The sequence below is a fragment of the Mycobacterium sp. NGS66 genome (assembly GCF_059812225.1).
Genome location: NZ_JCALCG010000002.1, coordinates 45,591 through 63,816, shown reverse-complemented (window position 1 = coordinate 63,816; position 18,226 = coordinate 45,591). Strand labels below are relative to the sequence as shown.

The 18,226-nt window shown below is 66.4% G+C and carries 18 protein-coding genes and 1 pseudogene; 8 read left to right on the top strand and 11 right to left on the bottom strand.

The features are described from left to right. The first annotated feature begins 49 nt into the window (after positions 1 to 49). On the top strand, positions 50 to 994 hold the full coding sequence (gene dapD, locus AC5Y2L_RS04835) for a 2,3,4,5-tetrahydropyridine-2,6-dicarboxylate N-succinyltransferase (protein WP_499932912.1): 945 nt from the start codon (positions 50 to 52) through the stop codon (positions 992 to 994). On the opposite strand, the gene AC5Y2L_RS04830 is transcribed toward dapD, so the two are convergent. The 7 genes from AC5Y2L_RS04830 to AC5Y2L_RS04800 form a co-directional block, all read right to left on the bottom strand. Further along, positions 969 to 2,264, bottom strand: a complete 1,296-nt coding sequence (locus AC5Y2L_RS04830) for an MFS transporter (protein ID WP_499933209.1) — start codon at positions 2,262 to 2,264, stop codon at positions 969 to 971. The genes dapD and AC5Y2L_RS04830 overlap by 26 nt on opposite strands. A 133-nt stretch (positions 2,265 to 2,397) precedes the next feature. Beyond that, complete coding sequence (locus AC5Y2L_RS04825) at positions 2,398 to 3,795, bottom strand: acyl-CoA synthetase (protein WP_499932913.1); 1,398 nt, start codon at positions 3,793 to 3,795, stop codon at positions 2,398 to 2,400. Positions 3,796 to 3,969: 174 nt separating this feature from the next. Continuing rightward, entirely contained in the window at positions 3,970 to 4,806 is an 837-nt protein-coding gene (locus AC5Y2L_RS04820) for an esterase/lipase family protein (protein WP_499932915.1), read from the bottom strand. Next, on the bottom strand, positions 4,803 to 5,711 hold the full coding sequence (locus AC5Y2L_RS04815) for an alpha/beta fold hydrolase (protein WP_499932917.1): 909 nt from the start codon (positions 5,709 to 5,711) through the stop codon (positions 4,803 to 4,805). Before AC5Y2L_RS04815 ends, AC5Y2L_RS04820 begins: the two co-directional genes overlap by 4 nt. A gap of 24 nt (positions 5,712 to 5,735) precedes the next feature. Then, positions 5,736 to 6,104, bottom strand: a complete 369-nt coding sequence (locus AC5Y2L_RS04810; protein WP_499932918.1) for a DUF5615 family PIN-like protein — start codon at positions 6,102 to 6,104, stop codon at positions 5,736 to 5,738. After that, entirely contained in the window at positions 6,101 to 6,514 is a 414-nt protein-coding gene (locus tag AC5Y2L_RS04805; RefSeq protein WP_499932920.1) for a hypothetical protein, read from the bottom strand. The genes AC5Y2L_RS04810 and AC5Y2L_RS04805 overlap by 4 nt, the downstream gene beginning before the upstream one ends. Positions 6,515 to 6,617: 103 nt before the next feature. Beyond that, the gene (locus AC5Y2L_RS04800) at positions 6,618 to 8,099 is read right to left on the bottom strand and encodes an aldehyde dehydrogenase family protein (protein WP_499932921.1); all 1,482 of its coding nucleotides are present in this window, start codon (positions 8,097 to 8,099) and stop codon (positions 6,618 to 6,620) included. Positions 8,100 to 8,469: 370 nt separating this feature from the next. On the opposite strand from AC5Y2L_RS04800, the gene AC5Y2L_RS04795 reads away from it, so the two are divergent. The 5 genes and pseudogenes from AC5Y2L_RS04795 to AC5Y2L_RS04775 all read left to right on the top strand — a co-directional run bounded on the left by AC5Y2L_RS04795 (position 8,470) and on the right by AC5Y2L_RS04775 (position 10,735). Continuing rightward, positions 8,470 to 9,015, top strand: a complete 546-nt coding sequence (locus AC5Y2L_RS04795) for an FAS1-like dehydratase domain-containing protein (protein WP_499932923.1) — start codon at positions 8,470 to 8,472, stop codon at positions 9,013 to 9,015. Further along, positions 9,015 to 9,446: a Zn-ribbon domain-containing OB-fold protein gene (locus AC5Y2L_RS04790; protein ID WP_499932924.1), complete on the top strand. Its 432-nt coding sequence runs from the start codon at positions 9,015 to 9,017 to the stop codon at positions 9,444 to 9,446. Before AC5Y2L_RS04795 ends, AC5Y2L_RS04790 begins: the two co-directional genes overlap by 1 nt. Further along, the gene (locus AC5Y2L_RS04785) at positions 9,446 to 9,892 is read left to right on the top strand and encodes a MaoC family dehydratase (RefSeq protein ID WP_499932926.1); all 447 of its coding nucleotides are present in this window, start codon (positions 9,446 to 9,448) and stop codon (positions 9,890 to 9,892) included. Before AC5Y2L_RS04790 ends, AC5Y2L_RS04785 begins: the two co-directional genes overlap by 1 nt. Then, a pseudogene (locus tag AC5Y2L_RS04780) lies at positions 9,889 to 10,101 on the top strand (lipid-transfer protein); the annotation flags it as partial. The gene AC5Y2L_RS04785 and the pseudogene AC5Y2L_RS04780, both read left to right, overlap by 4 nt. Before the next feature lie 124 nt (positions 10,102 to 10,225). Continuing rightward, positions 10,226 to 10,735, top strand: coding sequence for a GNAT family N-acetyltransferase (locus tag AC5Y2L_RS04775; RefSeq protein ID WP_499932927.1), 510 nt, complete (start codon positions 10,226 to 10,228; stop codon positions 10,733 to 10,735). Between the two features lie 17 nt (positions 10,736 to 10,752). Here AC5Y2L_RS04775 and AC5Y2L_RS04770 read toward each other — a convergent pair whose 3' ends face one another. The 3 genes from AC5Y2L_RS04770 to pruA form a co-directional block, all read right to left on the bottom strand. Then, positions 10,753 to 12,114 carry an HNH endonuclease signature motif containing protein gene (locus AC5Y2L_RS04770; protein ID WP_499943632.1) on the bottom strand — a complete coding sequence of 454 codons (1,362 nt, stop codon included), beginning with the start codon at positions 12,112 to 12,114 and terminating at the stop codon, positions 10,753 to 10,755. Between the two features lie 121 nt (positions 12,115 to 12,235). After that, positions 12,236 to 13,213 (bottom strand): proline dehydrogenase family protein, encoded by a 978-nt coding sequence (locus AC5Y2L_RS04765; protein WP_499932930.1) that lies wholly within the window; start codon positions 13,211 to 13,213, stop codon positions 12,236 to 12,238. Continuing rightward, a complete protein-coding gene (gene pruA / locus AC5Y2L_RS04760) occupies positions 13,213 to 14,844 on the bottom strand; it encodes an L-glutamate gamma-semialdehyde dehydrogenase (protein ID WP_499932931.1) in 1,632 nt (543 codons plus the stop codon). The genes AC5Y2L_RS04765 and pruA overlap by 1 nt, the downstream gene beginning before the upstream one ends. Before the next feature lie 84 nt (positions 14,845 to 14,928). Between pruA and AC5Y2L_RS04755 the strand changes: the two genes are divergently transcribed. Continuing rightward, positions 14,929 to 16,518, top strand: a complete 1,590-nt coding sequence (locus tag AC5Y2L_RS04755) for a PucR family transcriptional regulator (protein ID WP_499932932.1) — start codon at positions 14,929 to 14,931, stop codon at positions 16,516 to 16,518. A 38-nt stretch (positions 16,519 to 16,556) separates the two neighbouring features. On the opposite strand, the gene AC5Y2L_RS04750 is transcribed toward AC5Y2L_RS04755, so the two are convergent. Continuing rightward, on the bottom strand, positions 16,557 to 17,501 hold the full coding sequence (locus tag AC5Y2L_RS04750) for an NADP-dependent oxidoreductase (protein WP_499932934.1): 945 nt from the start codon (positions 17,499 to 17,501) through the stop codon (positions 16,557 to 16,559). 172 nt (positions 17,502 to 17,673) lie between these two features. Here AC5Y2L_RS04750 and AC5Y2L_RS04745 point away from each other — a divergent pair, with 172 nt between their 5' ends. Next, complete coding sequence (locus tag AC5Y2L_RS04745) at positions 17,674 to 18,204, top strand: MarR family winged helix-turn-helix transcriptional regulator (RefSeq protein WP_499932935.1); 531 nt, start codon at positions 17,674 to 17,676, stop codon at positions 18,202 to 18,204. Positions 18,205 to 18,226 lie beyond the last annotated feature (22 nt).

The following is an 18,226-nucleotide window of genomic DNA, read 5'->3' as shown; positions in this document are numbered from 1 at the left end:
CCCTACCTCCGGTGTGGGCCCAGCTCGGCCAGGAAAGTAACCTGACCGCGTGACTGGAGCTGCAGGTATTGGGTTGGCGACGCTCGCCTCCGACGGATCGGTCCTCGACGCGTGGTTTCCCGCCCCGGAGCTGACCGAGTCGGGGACCAGCGCCACCACCCGTCTGGCGGTTTCCGACGTTCCGGCCGAGCTGGCTGCGCTGGTCGGGCGCGACGACGACCGCAGCGTCGAGGTGATCGCGGTCCGCACCGTCATCGGCTCGCTGGATGACCTCGCCGCCGACGCCTACGACGCCTACCTGCGGTTGCATCTGCTCTCGCACCGGCTGGTGGTACCGCACGGGCTCAACGCCGGCGGCTTGTTCGGGATATTGACCAACGTGGTGTGGACCAGTCGCGGCCCGTGCGCGGTCGAGGGTTTCGAGGCGGTCCGGGCCCGGCTTCGCCGCCACGGGCCGGTGACGGTGTACGGCGTCGACAAGTTTCCCCGGATGGTCGACTACGTCATGCCGACCGGGGTGCGGATCGCCGACGCCGACCGGGTGCGGCTGGGCGCCCACCTGGCGCCGGGCACCACCGTGATGCACGAAGGGTTCGTCAACTACAACGCCGGCACACTGGGTGCGTCGATGGTGGAGGGACGCATCTCGGCGGGCGTGGTGGTGGGCGACGGCTCGGACATCGGCGGCGGTGCGTCGATCATGGGCACGCTGTCCGGCGGTGGCACCGAAGTGATTTCGATCGGCAAGCGGTGTCTGCTGGGCGCCAACGCCGGCCTCGGCATATCGCTGGGCGACGACTGCGTCGTCGAAGCGGGGCTATATCTCACCGCGGGCACCAAAGTCGCTATGCCGGAAGGCAATTCGGTCAAGGCTCGGGAACTCTCCGGCACCAGCAATTTGTTGTTCCGGCGCAATTCACTGACCGGGGCGGTCGAAGTGGTGGCCCGCGACGGCCAGGGCATCGCGCTCAACGAGGATCTGCACGCGAACTGATCCCGATGGTGGCGCCGAGCGCGGTTCCGCGGGTTTCCGGGAGCAGATAGGTACACACCAGGCTCGTCACCACCAAGGCGGCCAGCATCAGACCGATCGCCCAGCCGCCGTAGCTGGCCAGCAACGTCCCGGCGATCAGGGGTGGCGAGGCACTGCCGACCAGACCGGCCAGGTTCTGCGCCAACGCCGAGCCACTGTAGCGATAGCGGGTGGCGAACAGCTCCGGAATGAACGCCGCGGTAGGCCCCGAGCCGATCGCCGCAACCGTACACATGCCGATGATCGCCACCGCATACAAAACGGGTTTGCCGGTGTCAAGCAACGGCATCACCACAAACGACCACGGCAGACATACCGCCCAACCGACCAGCATCACGCGACGGCGCCCAACCCGGTCGCACAGGACGGCCGCCAGCGCCATGAACGTCATGCTCGCGAATCCGCCCAGCGCGCCGACGAACCAGATGAAGTTCAGCGAATACCCCAGCTGCGAGTGCGCATAGATGGCCAGATAGGTCAGGGCCATGTAGATGAACCCCAACGCGCCGACGATGCTGCCGGCGACCAACAGGATTTCCCGACGCTGCAGTCGCAGCAACTCCGCGATCGGCGCCTTGGGCACCAGGTTGCGGGCCTTCTCCTCGGCGAATACCGGGGTCTCGTCGATGTTGAGCCGCACGTAGAGGGCAATCACGATCAGCACCCCGCTGAGCAGGAACGGCACCCGCCAGCCCCACTGCAGAAACGCCTGACTGTGCTCACCGATGGTGAGGTTCACGCAGAGGAAGGTCGCGCTGCTCAGCACCGCCGCGATGCCGCCGCCGATCAGGGTGAACATGCCGTATCGGCCGCGTTTGTCCGGCGGGGCGTATTCGGCGCTCAGTAACGCAGATCCCGCCCATTCGCCGCCGACGGCGAAGCCCTGCAGCAGCCGGAACGCGACGAGGATCAACGGGGCCGCAGCACCGATGGCGTCGCTGCTGGGTACCAGACCTACGCCGACCGTCGATACGGCCATGATCAACAGCGTCGCGACCAGAGTCTTCTTGCGCCCCAGCCGATCTCCGAAATACCCGAAGACGGCCGCGCCGAGCGGGCGTGACACAAACGCCGTCGCGAACGTGCCCATCGAGGCGATAGTTGCGACCGCGGGCTGCAGGTGCGGAAAGAACACGGCGGGAAACACCAACGCCGCCGCGGTTCCGTAGATGAGGAAGTCGTAGAACTCGATCGCCGAGCCGACGAGGCAGGCAGCCGCCACCCGCCGCATCGGGGTGACCCCGGAGCCGGCCGCGATCGTCACAGTATGCACCGTAATCGGCACGTCGCGAGCGTGCGCAAATGTACACCGACACGCCGGTTTTGGTGTACAAATGCGCACCCTCGCCGCAAAAGAAATCCCATCAGCGGTCGTTCAGCAGCTGTTTCTTGAGCACCTTGCCCATCGCGTTGCGCGGTAATGCGTCCACCACCCGCACCTCACGCGGTCGCTTATGTGCGGAAAGTTGCTGTGCGACAAAGTCAATGAGCTGGTCAGGGCGAGCTGGGCCGACGACGTATGCGACGATCCGCTGGCCGAGGTCCTCGTCAGGCAGCCCGACGACGGCCGCCTCCTCGACATCCGGATGTCCCAGCAGCGCCGTCTCTATTTCGCCTGCGCCGATCCGGTATCCGCCCGACTTGATCAAGTCCACCGACTCCCGGCCCACGATGCGGTGCATGCCGGCGCCGTCGACGACGGCGACGTCTCCGGTGCGATACCAGCCGTCGGAGTCGAACGCCTCGGCGGTGGCCTCCGGGCGATTGAGGTAGCCGTCGAACATTGTCGGGCCCCGAACCTGAAGCTTCCCAACGGTTTCCCCGTCGTGGGCTACCGGCTCGCCGTTGTCGTCGACCAGCCTGGTCTGCACACCTGTCAACGGCAGGCCCACCCAACCGGCGCGCCGCTCGCCGTCGGCCCGGGTGGACAGCGTGATCAGCGACTCGGTGCTGCCGTACCGTTCGACGGGCTGGTGCCCGGTGAGCTCGGCCAGCCCGTCGAACACCGGCACCGGCAGCGCGGCACTGCCGGACACCAGCAGACGCGCCGGCCGCAGCGCCTCGGCCGCGGCCCGGTCGGCCACTATCCGCGACCACACCGTCGGGACGCCGAAATAGAGCGTGCCGCCGGCCGCTGCATAACCCGCGGGCGTCGGTTTTCCGGTGTGCACGAAGCGATTTCCCACCCGCAGCGACCCGAGCAGACCCAGCACCAGTCCGTGCACGTGAAACAGGGGCAACCCGTGTACCAGCACATCGTCGGGCGTCCACTGCCAGGCGGCGGCTAGCGCGTCCAGGTCGGCGGCAATCGCGCGCCTGCTCAGTTGCACGCCCTTCGGCAGCCCGGTGGTGCCGGAGGTGTAGACCACCATCGCGGTGGCATCGGGCGACGGCTCCGGATAACGATGCCAGGAGCGGGCATGCAATCGCACCGGGATATGCGGCAGGCCTTCCGCTTCGTCAGGTGCCGGGCCGAGCCACGCTTGCACACCGGAGTCGGTGAGCATATGGCGACGTTCGGCGACGCCGATGTCGGCGGGCACCGGGACGACGGGCACCCCCGCGATCAGGCAGCCGGTGATCGCGAGCACCGTCGATGCGCTCGGCGTGGCCAGCACCGCAACGCGGTGTGCACCGGCAACCCGCTCGGCCACGGACGTGGCAGCGCCCACCAAGTCGCTGCGGCTCAACGTCACGCCGTCGATGCTTACCGCGTCGCCGAGGTCGGTGGCGGCGGCAGAATCCAGGGAGGCTAACAGCACGTCAGCGAGGCTACCCGGACGCTAAGCGGTGCCGGGCGTTGACAGTGAAGCCATGGCGTTGGCAGTGCATCCACGGCGCAGACATCGCCAGAATCCCGCCGTGCATTCACCCGCAACGCCCTGAGCTCACACGCAAAAGCTTGGCGCACAACCGCTTTGGAAGTCCGCCACCCGTTACGCCAGCCGCAACCGCGCACCACCGGCCCGACGGTCGGGTGGCGTGTCCGGGCGGGGGAACAGCGGCCGCAGCACAGCCGGCGGCCGGAACGGTGCCCATTGGCCGAGCGGCTGAGCCAGCCGGTCCGCGATGGCCCACACCACGGCCGCATTGTGGCCATAGCCGATGTGGCTGGCCAGCACCGCGATGTTCTCCGCACGCGCAGACGGCGTGTCCAGACAGGTCTGCCAGGCGACCATGCCGTCGTAGCGCGAGTAGATCGAGGTGGCCGGCACCGGCAACGGCTCGGCTTCCGATTCCACCGGTAGCGGCGGATGTTCGATGTGCAGGTGTGCGTAGCGGTTGAAGGCTCGGGTGGCGCGGGACTGGTTTGCGTCGTCCATCCGGAACGGGCTGCCCAGGGTGATCACTTGGCGCACCGACGACGGATTATGGCGCGCCAGCGCACGCGCGAAGATGCCGCCCAGGCTCCAGCCGATCAGGCTGACCGGCGCGTCGTATCGGGTATGCAGCTCGTGCAACCGATCGGCCATTCCGGCCACGGCTTTGGCCGTCGGGCCGATGTTGCGGCCAAGCCCCCATCCGTGCGTCCGGTATCCAAGCCGGCGCAGGATGCGACGCAGCGTCCAGGTGGAGCCGTCCGCGGCAAGCAGTCCGGGCAGCACCAGCACCGGATGCCCGTCGCCGGTGGGCAGCGTCCGGCGCAGCGGCAAAGCCGTCATCAGCGCCCCGTACTCCGCCATCGCACGTGGCACGTCGCTGAGGTAAAGGCCCAACGAAGGCACCTCGACGACGCGGGTTTTCGCCTTGGTAGAGGAATACGCTGCGTTCATACTCGCTCGTCCCAGATCTTCATCAGCGTGGACAGAATCTCTTCGCCGCGGCCCAGTCCGGCGAGATGACTTTCCTCCGGCAAGTGGAATAGTTCGGCATCGGGCAGTCGCGAAACCACGTGCTCACCGTGTGAGAACGGAATGATGTGGTCGTGGTCGCCGTGCCACCACCGGACCGGGACCTTGACCTCGTCGAGCCGGAATCCCCAGTCCTTGGCGAACAGGATGACGTCGTTGAATGGCGCGGCCAGTTGTTTGCGGCTCCCGTTGAGCAGGTCGTCGAGGAACATGGCCTTGAACTCGGGCCGGGTCAACAGGTGCCGGTCGGCTTCGGGCGAGAGCAGGGCGTACACCTCGAGCGCGGGAGACGCGACCGGCCGTATCGCCTGGACCAGCATGCTCGCGCCGATCCGCAGCGGGTTGCCGCCGAACTTCAGCAGCGGCGCGACCCGCAAGCCAAGGGTCATCGCGCCTCCGCTGATCGCGTCCGGCCCCTGCGTCGGGGCAACGCCGCCGAGGACTCCGGCCACCACCACCCGATCGGATAGCCCGGCGGCGCATGCCAGTGCGTAGGGGCCGCCCCCGGAAAGCCCGACGACGGCCATCTTGTCGATTCCGAGGGTGTCCGCGATAGTGCGCAGGTCGTCGGCGAAGGCGGCGATGGTCTCGTACCGGTGTGGTGTGGACGCGCCGATGCCGGGCCGGTCGAGGCCGATCAGGCGGATGTTGTGCTGGTCGGCGTAGACCCGGGCCTCGGTCGGAATCTGCCGGCGCGCGCCCGGGGTGCCGTGCAGCCAGAACACCGGACGCCCCTGGGGGGCACCGAACTCGGCGAAGCCGATCTGCCGGTCTTCGCCGACGGCGATGTTTCCTTCGAGTTTGGGGCGGGCTATCGCGACGGCCATGGTGAGCAGCTTCGCATGTGAGCGCTATGTGTTCGGCAGTGGGCCGACCCAGCGCCCGCTACCAGCGATGCCGTCCGGATGTGCGCGAACGATGGCTTCGATGGCCGCGGCCAGGGCAGGAACGGCTTTACGTGTGCGGGTGCGCGCCGACGGCAGCAGGATTAGGCCTGGATGCATCCGGCCCTGGGCAAGCCACTCGGCCGCAAGGGGGCGGAAGTCCTTGACGTTGTTCGTCACCAGCGCGCGACCTTCGCTGCTCGCAGCCTCGAGAATCATCCTGTCGCTGTAGCCGACGAGGTCGTCACGTTCAGCGACGGCCACTACGTCATAACCGGAGTGGCGCAGCAATAGGGCGATCTGTGGAGAGAGTTGCTCGTCCAGTAGCGCCCTCACTCGCGGAGAGCCCGCTCGCCCGCGGCAATCGCCGCGCGACCGCGGTCGTACTCGTCCTCGTTGAGCGCGATCTCTGCGTCGACCTCATCGCGGTATTCGCCGTAGTAGGCGACGGCCGCCTCCACCAGCCCGGCTGGGATCTGCAGATATTCGGCGCTCTCGGCAATCGACCCGTCGTTGTCGCGGACCGTTGCGATGACCTCCCAGACGTCTAGCCCGCGGCCGACCAGGCTAGCCCGGCGCCCGCTCGGGCCATCGAGAAAGTGGATCAACGGATGCGCATCGTGACGCAGGCCTTCCTCGACGTAGCGCTGCGCCAGGGTGCGTTCAGGCAGGTGAACACGACGCGCCCGTTCGCTGAGTCGCTGCCGCATACCGGCAGCGAGTCGCAAGGTGTAATGGTCGGCCACCTCGCCAACGTAACACGGCGTGCCACAGTGTGGCACAGCTCAGGCGATCAGCCCCCTTCCCGATGACACGTTGCTCGCGCAAGCCCGTCGTCGTCGGACAGGTTCACGCGGGGACGCCGATGGCCTTCTTCTCCATGTACTGGTGCAGCCCGCCGATTCCGCCGCCCTCGCGGCCGAGCCCGCTCAGCTTGAATCCGCCGAACGGCGCGTCGCCGGGACCGACGCCGTTGACCGCGATCTGGCCGGTGCGAATACGCCGGGCCACGGCGACGGCACGATCGGTGTCGGTGCCCCACACCGCGCCGGAAAGCCCGTACCGTGAGTTGTTCGCGATCGCGACCGCGTCGTCCTCGTCGCGGTAGCGCAGCACGGTCAACACCGGTCCGAACACTTCCTCCTGGGCGATCGTCGAGTTCTGATCGACATCGGTGAGAATCGTTGGCTCGAAATAGAATCCGACGTCCAGGCCGGCCGGACGGCCGCCGCCAGTCACCAGCTTCGCCCCTTCGCGGACGGCGCCGTCGACGTGCGCCTGGACCCGTTCCCGTTGCGCCGCGCTGATCAGCGGCCCCATCTCTACGGCGGGATCGGTAGGGTCACCGACCTTCACCCGACGGGCCAGCGCGACCAGCCGGTCGACGACGTCGTCATGCAGCGAATCGGGAAGCAACAGACGGCTGTGCAGGATGCAGGCCTGCCCGGCATGCATGGAGCAGCAGTCGAACAGCATCTGCCGCAGCATCTCGTCGGTGACCACCGTGTCGTCGAGGATGATGCTCGCCGACTTGCCACCCAGCTCCAGCAGGATCCGCTTCAGGGTGTCGCCCGCCGCGGCCATGACTTGGCGGCCGACCACCGAACTGCCGGTGAAGCTGATCATGTCGACACGTGGATCTGTGGTGAGCAGCTTGGCCGCCTCAATGCTTGATGGGGTGACGACGTTGACCACGCCGGGTGGAGTGTCGGTGTGCTCGTCGATGAGCCGAGCGAGCGCGAGTCCGGCCAGCGGCGTCAGCGGCGACGGCTTCAGCACGACGGTATTGCCCGCTGCCAGAGCGTTATTCAGCTTCATGACGTTAAGGCAGTGCGGGAAGTTCCACGGCGTCAGGAGCGATACGACACCGAGAGGCTCGTGACGTATTACGGTCTTTCCGGCGCCGATGCCGGTGATCTCCTGGTCGGTCAGCTGCGTGGCGAGCTGGGCCGCTCGCATGGACATGAAGGCGGCGCCGTCGATTTGCATCACCCGCTCGTTCGCGGTGCAGCCCCATTCCACCTGAGACAGCGCTGCGAATTCGTCGGCGTGCTTCATCAGCGCGTCAGCGAGCTGATTGAGACACGCGGCGCGCTCCTGATGGCTCATGGTGGCCCACGGACCGTCGTCGAAGGCCCGTCGCGCGGCGGCGATGGCGTCGGCGACCTGGCCGACGCTCGCGTCCGGCGCGGTGGCAATGGCCTGCTCGGTGGCCGGCGAAATATCGTCGTAGCGACCGTCCTCCGGCTCGACCCACCGCCCGTCGACGTAGAGCTGGTAGGTGTCGACAAGATTGGAAGGTGCCTTGACTTCAGTCGCTTGCTCGGTCATCGGGATCCTCACCCACGTCGGTCATCTAACCCCATGGTGTACACCTGCGGAGCTGCGCCGTCAATCGTGGGCGAATGAATTCGCGGCGATATCAATGTGTTGTGTCTGTATTGACAGCTGGACTAAGGGCAGAGTAGACACAATTCGCAGGACAGATTGACCTAATCTGTCGGATTCTTGTCCCGCGAAGGGGCCGCCGGTGCGCACGCAATTCCCGCCGCACTCGATCAGCCTTTCCCAGCTGGGACGGCAACGGAATACGTCTCGGCGCCAACGAACTTCAACGTGACATCATCGCGATGGCCGGGTTGCTCATGCCACGAGCGCCGGGTGATCTCCGGGCCACGGCAAGTTAGGAGGACAGCAACAAGTGACCGACCCAGAAACCGTCAGCGCTAAAGTGCGCGCCCTCGTCGGCCAGCCCACCGGCGGCACCGGAAAACCCTCCGTCGCACCGGATCCGGTCAACCAGCCGATGATCCGGCACTGGGCCTACGCGCTGGCCGACATGAACCCGGTCTACCTCGACCCGGAGTTCGCCGCCGCGTCGCGGTTCGGCGGCATCGTGTCACCACCGGTGATGCTGCAGACCTGGACGATGCCGCCGCCGATCCTCGAAGGGATCGGCGAGCGCGGCGGCGCACCCATCGAAATCAAATCGAACCCGACGGCATTCCTCGACGAGGCCGGCTACACCAGCACCGTCGCGACCAACTCGGAGTTCGAGATCGAACGCTACCCTCGGCTCGGCGACATCATCAGCGCGACAACGGTCTACGAGTCGGCGTCCGAGGAGAAGAAGACGGCGCTGGGCACCGGCTTCTTCCTGACCTGGTTGACCACCTACACCGACCAACACGGCGAAGTGCTGGGCCGGCAGCGATTCCGCGTGTTGCGATTCAGGCCGGAACGCTGATGGCTACCCGACTTGCGCCGGCCATCAGCCCGGATACCGAATTCTTCTGGAATGGGTTGCGGGAGAACAAGCTTTTGATCCAGCGCTGCGGCGGATGTGGACAGCTGCGCCACCCGCCACGCCCGATGTGCCCCAACTGCCGCTCCCTGGACTGGGAAGCGGTCGCGTCGTCGGGACGCGGTACCGTCTACAGCTACGTCATGCCGCACCAACCCCGGTTCCCGTTCTTCGACTATCCGTACGTCGTGGTGCTGGTGGAACTTGACGAGGGTGTGCGGTTGGTGTCCAACCTGACCGACGTCGACCCGGCCGAGGTGACGGTCGGAATGCCGCTCGAGGTCTACTTCCAAACCTTCGACGGGGACCTGGTGCTGCACCAGTTCCGGCCGGCGAATAGGTCATGCCCGACGGACTCGGAAGGACGCGCATGATGACAGCTAGACGCGAGACGTTGAAGTGGGCCGATATCTCGGTCGGCGACGAAGTGACACCGCTCGAAATCCCTATCACCACAACGATGATCGTCGCGGGCGCGATAGCCTCCCGTGACTTCATGCCGGTACATCACGACCGCGACTACGCGAACAAGCAGGGCTCGCCCAACTTGTTCATGAATATCCTGACCACCAACGGGTATTGCGTGCGCTTCCTCACCGACTGGGCCGGGCCCGAGGCGATGGTCAAGAATCTGTCGATTCGCCTTGGCGTGCCGTGCTTTCCGGATGACCCGCTGCGCTTCACCGGCAGCGTGACCGGCAAAACCGAAGGCACCGATGGCGAAAACTTCGTCGAAGTGACCTTCCACGGTGCCAACAGCTTGGGCAATCACGTCTCTGGTACCGCGACCATCAGCCTGCTCGACGGAGCTTCGGCATGACGAGCACGCTGCCCGGCGCCGCGGCGATCGTCGGCATCGGTCAGACCGAGTTCTCCAAGGAGTCCGGCCGTAGCGAACTGCAATTGGCTTGCGAGGCGGTCAGTTCCGCGCTGGACGACGCCGGATTGGGGCCTGGCGACGTCGACGGCATGGTCATGTTCACCATGGACTCCAGCGACGAGATCGAGATCGCCCGCAACGTGGGGATGCGCGGCACGTCGCACAACCAGGTCGACAACGTCGAGCACGTGCTGGTGACATCGGGCACCGGCGTGCCGACGAGCGGCTTGATCCTCGCGCGGGCTGGCTGAGGAGCCTCCCAAGGTGTCAAGGGTGACGGAGATTCGCCCGGCCGCTGCAGACGATGCGCTGGCCGTAGCGCGGGTGCATGTCCGGGCCTGGCAGGCGGCTTACCGGGGGCTGATCGCTCAGGCGTATCTCGACAGCCTGAAACCCGAAATCTGGGCCGCCAAATACGCCTTTCACCGCGCCGGCCCTGGGTTGCCGACCACGCTGATCGCAGCGGATGGCGACACCGTATGCGGCATGGCGATGTTCGGGCCGTATCGGGGTGACGAGTTGTCGAATAGCGGTGAGCTGCTGGCCATTTACGTCGACCCTGACTATTGGCATACCGGCTTGGGTCGGCTGCTGATCATGGCCACGCGAGACGGGCTGCGCCGGGATGGTTATCGCGAGGCCGCCTTATGGGTACTGGACGGGAACGCGCGTGCGCGGCGGTTCTACGAACGCGACGGGTGGACGTTGGACGGCGGGCGACAGACGAAAACCATTGCGGGAGCGCAGCTGGACGAGGTGCGTTATCGTCGCATGCTCGGCTAGTCGAGTATCGCGGGTCGTCAACCGGGTTCATCGTCGTCGTTGTTTAGGAATCTCTCCGGGTGGTGAAACGCGTTGGTCCGTGGCTGTCCGTGGTCTAAGTGCGGTGGCGGTATCCATTCGGTCTGGCCGTGGCTGTTGGTGCGGGTGGTCCAGCCTTTTTCGACGAGCCGGTTATCTGGGCCGCAGGCCAGGGTGAGGTCGGTGATGTCGGTGCGGTGCGTGGTGGTCCAGCCTTTTACGTGGTGGGCTTCACTGTGGTAGGCCGGCGCTGGACAGCCCGGTCGGCTACAGCCGCGGTCCTTGGCGTAGAGCATGATTCGCTGTGCGGGTGAGGCGAAGCGTTTGGTGTGATACAGGGCCAGGGGTTTGGCGCCGTCGAAGATGGCCAGGTAGTGGTGGGCGTGGCTGGCCATCCGGATCAGATCCGACATCGGCAGTAGCGACCCGCCACCGGTGTGGGCTTTGCCGGCGGCGGCGTGCAACTCCTTGACAGTGGTCATCGCGATGATTGATACCGGCAGCCCGTTGTGCTGACCCAGGTCTCCGGAGGCGAACAGGCCGCGCAGTCCGGCGAGAAACGCGTCATGGTTGCGCTGAGCCTGAGAGCGGGTGTCGCGGCGCACCGCCTCCTCTCCGGGCTGCTCGTCGACCACCGGGTTTTCGTCGTCGGGGTTGCACGCCCCCGGTGCGGCCAATTTGGCCAACAGGGCCTCGATGGCGGCGCGCAGCTCCGGGGTCACCATGCCGCTGAGGCGGGACATGCCGTCGTATTCCTGTGTGCCCAGGGTCAGGCCGCGCTTGCGGGCGCGCTCGGTGTCGTCGAGTTCGCCATCTGGGTTGAGCCAGTCCATGACTTTCTGGGCGTATCTGGCCAACTCGTCGGGGCGGTAGTGGCTGGCCTTGTCGGCCAGGTCGGCCTCGGCGGCTTCCCGGGTGGGCAGGTCGATGTCGGTGGGCAGGTGAGAAAAGAAGCTGCGGATCACCTTGATGTGCCCGTCGCCGATCAGGCCTTGGCGTTGGGCGGCCGCGGTGGCGCTGAGCTGTGGGGCGAGCGGTTCGCCGGTCAGCGCGCGGCGCTGGCCAAGATCGTCGGCGTCGGCGATGCGCCGGGCCGCTTCGGCTTTGGTGACCCGCAGGCGGTTGGCCAATGCGGTGGATAAGGCGCCGCCCAGTTCTTGTTCGCCTGCTTGAGCTTTGACTTGGTTGATCAAGGTGTGCTGGGGGGCGCGCAGCCGGCGGGTTAGGTGTTCTAGCCGCTCCAACGCCCGCAGGCGTTCTGGGGTGGTGAACACGTCAAAGGACAACCCGCACAACCGGTCCACCTCAGCATCGAGCGCGCGAAAGACCTCCACGATCTCCTCACGACTGCTCGAACTCATGCCGCAAGCTTATGAAGACCCACCGACAACAAATCCCAAAATGTGGCCACTGAAGCCAAAGTGACACAAGGGATTTAGACCCGTCGCGAGCAGACGCAAAGTCCCCCAATCTCATACCAAATTAGGCGATTTTGCGTCTGCTCGCGCTATCCCCCAGTGCCCGCACAAAGAACGCCAGATTTGCTGGACGCTCGGCAATCCGTCGCATCAAATAGGCATACCACTCGGTTCCAAACGGGACGTACACCCGCACTTGATTACCGCCGTCGACCAGCCGACGCTGCTCGTCGTCGCGGATGCCGTACAGCATCTGGTATTCGAAATCGCCCACAGCGCGCCCAAACTCGGCAGCCAACCCAGGGACCGCGTCGATGATCTGTGGATCGTGCGAAGCGACCATCGGATACCCGTTGCCGGCGATCAGCACCCGCAGGCACCGCAAATAGGAATCGGTGACGTCGGCGGGATCGCGATACGCCACCGATGCCGGCTCGTCGTAGGCCCCCTTGCACAACCGGACCCGCGCCCCGACGGTAGCCAGCTCGCGACAATCGCTCAGCGTACGCCGTAGATACGACTGCAAAACCGTTCCCAGCCAAGGAAAGTCGACGCGCAGATCACCGGAGATCGACAGCGTGGAATCGGTGGTTCGGTGATCTTCGGCATCTACCGTTACCCAGACACCCAACTGCTGCGCCCGCTCGCAGATGCTGCGGGCGTTGTCGAGAGCGATCTTCTGGCCGTCGCGTTCCAGCGCCTGCCCCAGCGCCGAAAGCTTGACCGACACCTCCACCGGCCGCACACGGTCGCCCACGCCACCGCCGCCCAGCGCATCGAGGAGCTCCAGATATGCGCGTACGGTGCCCGCGGCGCCGTCGACATCGGTCACGTCCTCGCCAAGGTAGTCGACGCTGACAAGGCGCCCCGAGTCTCGCAGCGCGGCAACGCTATCCACCACCGACGGAAGAGTCTCCCCGGGAACGAACCGCCGCACCACCCGGCGGGTGACCGGTAGGCGTTCGGCCGCACGCCGCAGTCCGGGCCGGCGGCTCGCGGCCAGGATGGCCGGCCGCAACGTGTAGGCGAACAGCCCGGCCATCACTCCGGCCCCATATGCGGATAGGTGTGATCGGTGGCCGGCACGAACGTCTCCTTGATCGTGCGGGCCGACGTCCAACGCAACAGATTCAGCGGGGAGCCCGCCTTGTCGTTGGTTCCCGAGCCGCGCGAGCCGCCGAACGGCTGTCGCCCCACCACCGCCCCGGTCGGCTTGTCGTTGACATAGAAGTTGCCGGCCGCGAACCGCAGCCGTTCCTGCGCCGTCAGCACGGCATGGCGGTCGTCGGCAATCAACGCGCCGGTCAGCGCATAACGCGATCCCGTGTCGATGACGTCAAGGATGCGCTCGTACTGATCGTCGGGGTAGACATGCACCGACAACAGGGGGCCGAAGTACTCGGTGCTGAAGGACTCGTCGGTCGGGTCGTCAGACAAGAAAACCGTCGGACGCACGAAATAGCCTTCGCTGTCGTCGTATTCGCCGCCCACCGCAACGGTTACCCCGGGCGCGCCCTTTGCCCGCTCGATGGCGTCGACGTTCTTGAGGAAGGCACGCCGATCGATCAGCGCGCCGCCGTAGTTGGTCAAGTCCGTGACATCCCCGTAGCGCAGCTCCTCCGCCGCACTCAGCAGGCTGTCACCCATTCGCTGCCACACCGAATGCGCGATGTACGCCCGCGACGCCGCCGAGCACTTCTGGCCCTGATAGTCGAAGGCCCCCCGAATCAGGGCGGTGCGCAACACATCCGGGTCCGCCGAGGCGTGCCCAACCACGAAGTCCTTACCACCGGTCTCGCCGACCAGTCGCGGATAGCAGTGGTAGCGACCGATATTCGTGCCGACCTGATACCACAGTCGCTGGAAGGTGGCCGTCGATCCGGTGAAGTGGATACCGGCCAGCCGCCGATCGGCCAGCGCGACATCGGAAACCGCGAACCCGTCGCCGGTGACCATGTTGATCACTCCCGGCGGCAGCCCCGCGGCCTCGAGCAGTTGCATGAGCAGGTATGCCGAAAGCGTTTGGGTGATCGACGGTTTCCAGACCACGGTGTTGCCCATCAACGCGGGGGCGGTGGGCAGATTACCGGCGATCGAGGTGAAGTTGAACGGTGTGATCGCATAGACGAACCCGTCCAGCGGGCGGTAGTCGGATCGGTTCCACTCCCCCGGACCGCTGATCGGCTGCTGCGCCAGGATCTGTCGCGCGAACGAGACGTTGAACCGCCAAAAGTCGATCAGCTCACAGGGGGCATCGATCTCGGCCTGATAAACGGATTTGGACTGACCGAGCATCGTTGCCGCGGCAATCTTTTCCCGCCACGGCCCCGCCAGCAGATCGGCAGCCCGCAGCAGCACCGCGGCGCGTTCGTCGAAAGGCATTGCCGCCCAAGCTGTCTTGGCTTCCATGGCGGCGTCCACGGCGGCTGATGCGTCGGCGTGCACTGCGTTGCTGAGGGTACCCAGCCTCGCGGCATGCCGGTGCGGCTGGACGACGTCGATCCGCTCGCCGTCGCCCATCCGATGTTTGCCGCCGATGACATGCGGAAGGTCGATCGGGTGGTCAGTCAGCGCGGCCAGCTCGGCCGCAAGGCGGCTGCGTTCTGGGGAATGGGGGGCGTAGTCGTGAACCGGCTCGTTGGCCGGCGCTGGAACCTGGGAGATTGCGTCCATGCTAGCCAGGATCCCCGCCCCAAGGGCCCAACCACTTGGCGGATCAGACAACAATTTACTGACTGCCTAGTACGATCGGACAATATGAAAGTCCCTGGCGTCGGGCTGGGCCGATTGTTGCTTGCGCTGGACGCGACGCTGGTGACCCTTGTCGAAGCACCGCGGGGCCTGGACCTTCCGGTCTCGACGGCGGCGTTGATCGATTCCGACGACGTGCGGCTGGGACTGGCCCCGGCCGCAGGCTCGGCCGACCTCTTCTTCCTGCTGGGAGTCACCGAAGCGGAGGCGCTGCGCTGGATCGACCGGCAAGCCGGGCGGCCGCCCGTGGCGATTCTGGTGAAGGAGCCGTCCGACGCATTGGTTGCCAAGGCGATCGCGGTCGGATCAGCGGTGGTGGCTGTTGAGCCGCAGGCGCGCTGGGAGCGGCTGTATCGGTTGGTCGATCACGTCTTGGAGCATCACGCGGATCACGCAGACCCGGCGGCGGACTCGGGCACCGACCTCTTCGGTCTGGCACAGTCGTTGGCCGACCGGATCCACGGCATGGTCAGCATCGAAGATGCACAGTCGCATGTGCTGGCCTATTCGGCCTCCAACGACGAAGCCGACGAGCTGCGGCGGCTGTCCATCCTGGGTCGCGCGGGTCCGCCGGAACATCTCGAATGGATCGGCCAATGGGGCATCTTCGACGCGCTGCGGGCCGGCCACGAGGTGGTCCGCGTTGCCGAGAGACCGGAATTGGGCCTGCGCCCGCGATTGGCCATCGGCATTCACCATGCACCGGCCGGGGCGCGGCGGCCGTCGGATTTCGCCGGCACCATCTGGGTGCAGCAGGGGTCGCAGCCATTGGCCGAAGACGCCGAGGATATGCTGCGCGGCGCGGCTGTGCTTGCTGCTCGGATCATTTCGCGCCTGGCCGCCCGGCCGTCGACTCAGGCGCGGCGGGTGCAGCAATTGCTGGGCCTGAGCGATGGTGAGGCCGTCGACGTCGCCGAAATCGGCCGTGAGCTCGGCCTGTCCACCGACGGGAACGCCGCACTGATCGGCTTCGACGTCATCGGCGCCGGGCCGGGCCATCCTCGGCTCGCCGATGTCATTGCCTTGAGCGCCAATGCCTTTCGGTCCGATGCGCAGGTCGCTTCGGCGGGCGGGCGGATGTATGTGTTGCTGCCGTCGACCGCGAGGGCCCGGTCGCTGACGTCGTGGGTGCGCGGTACTGTCGGCGCGCTGCGCACCGAACTGGGTGTCGAGCTGCGCGCCGCCGTTGCCGCGCCGTTACCGGGCTTGTCCGGAGTCGCCGAGGCGCGCCGCGAGGTGGACCGCTTACTGGAAAGCGCTGCGCGGCACCCGTTTTTGGGGCCGGTGCTCTCGCTGACCGAAGCACGAACCACGGTGCTGCTCGACGAGATCGTCAGTTTGGTTGGCAGCGAAGCGCGACTCGTCGACCCTCGGCTGCGCGAGCTGCGCACCCGGGATCCGGTGCTGGCGGAGACGCTGCGCGCCTACCTGGACAGCTTCGGCGACATTGCCGCCGCCGCACATGCACTGCAGGTGCACCCTAATACGGTTCGTTACCGGGTGCGTCGAATCGAGCAGCTGGTGTCCACCTCCTTGGCGGATCCCGATGTGCGCCTGCTGTTCTCGCTCGGGCTACGGGTGTTGGAGCGGCGATAGCCGCTCCAATGCCGCATGAATATGGTTGTGGCAGAGGGTTACTGGCCGACAGGGATGAGGATGGTCTTGCCGTGCAGGCGGCCATTGTCGGAGGCGGCGTGCACGGCGGCGGCGTGGTCCAGTGGGCGGCGGTCGGCGACCTCGATGCTCAGTTGCCTGTCTTCGACGCGGCGGACCAGCCCGGCGAGCTGGGCGGCGTCGCTACGGACGAACACCCGCTGGCTGCGGACTCCCCGGCCCGGGTTCTGCGGCCCGAAAACCATGGTGCCGACATGGAAACCACCGTCGACGACCACGCCGATGAGGGCTTCGGTCTGCTCGTCGGTGGTGCTGACCAGATTGAGCACCACATCGAATGGTGCACCTTCGACGTCGATCGGTGAGTGGGTGTAGTCGATGTAGTCGACGATGCGGTCCGCGCCCAAGCCGCGCAGCCGCTCGGCGTCACGTGCCTTGGCGGTCGCGGTCACGACGGCTCCGGCCTGTTTGGCCAACTGAGTCGCGTAGCCACCGACCGCCCCTGAGGCACCGTTGATCAGGATCGTCTGTCCGGCAGTCAAACCGGCGATCTCGAAGAGGGCCTGCCATGCCGTCAACGCGGCCTCCGGCAGTGCTGCTGCATCAGCCAGCGGCACCGACGTCGGTGCGGCGGCCAGCGACTCGGCTGGCACGAGCGCGTACTCTGCGGCGGCGCCATCGGCATCCAGCGGCAAGAACGCCACGACCGCATCGCCGATGTTCCATCCCCGAACTTGCTCGCCGAGCCCGGCGATGGTGCCCGCGACGTCGACGCCGGGGATATGCGGGAAGCTGATCTGGTACACCTCGGACAGGTAGCCGCCGCGGATGCCTGCGTCCACTGGGTTGAACGAGGTCGCGGCCACCTGCACCAGCACCTGGTGCGGACCCGGCACTGGTCGCGGGGCGTCTTCGTACTGCAGAACCTCGCTACTGCCGTAACGGTGGTATCGCACAGCCTTCATGGTTTCTCCTTCGTTAATTGCTTCGATTTTGAAGCAGTTGCGCCTGGTGCAACATGCTTCGAGATCGAAGCAATTCCGTGTGCGCCTGTGACGGTCGTCTCATTGCGCGGATCGACGCGGCCCCGGACCCGACACCCGCGGTACTTCGATGTTGAAGCACTACGCTGGGGGCATGGCTAAGCGCCTCAAGCCGGCACAGTTGCGCACGTACTTCGCCCTGACCGAAGCGGTCAACTTGCTGCAGTACGCCGTGCGGGAACAGTTGCAGGCCGAGGGCGGCCTGAGCTACGTGCAGTTCGAGATCTTGGCCAAATTGGTCGACGCCGGCCGCTCGCTCACCATGACGGAGCTGGCCGATGGCGTCGTGTATAGCCGCAGCGGCCTGACGCATCAGGCCGGACTATTGGAAGACGCCGGCCTCATCACCCGCCAAGTCAGTACCCACGACAAGCGCGCGACCGTCGTCGACATCACCAAGGCCGGGCGAGCCCGCATCGCCAAGGTCCTCCCCGGCCACATCGAGGTGGTCAGCGACCTCTTGTATGGCTCCCTTTCCGACCAGGACGTGCGCGTCCTCGGCGACGTCATGAGCCGCGTCCGCGACCACATGCGCAACCGGCCACCCCGGTCGGCCGCCCCCCGAAGCCCCCACACGAGGGCCCATCGAGAAAAGCGCGGCCACGACCGAACGGGCTACGCCTAGCCGCGGCCGCCGCTATGGTCGA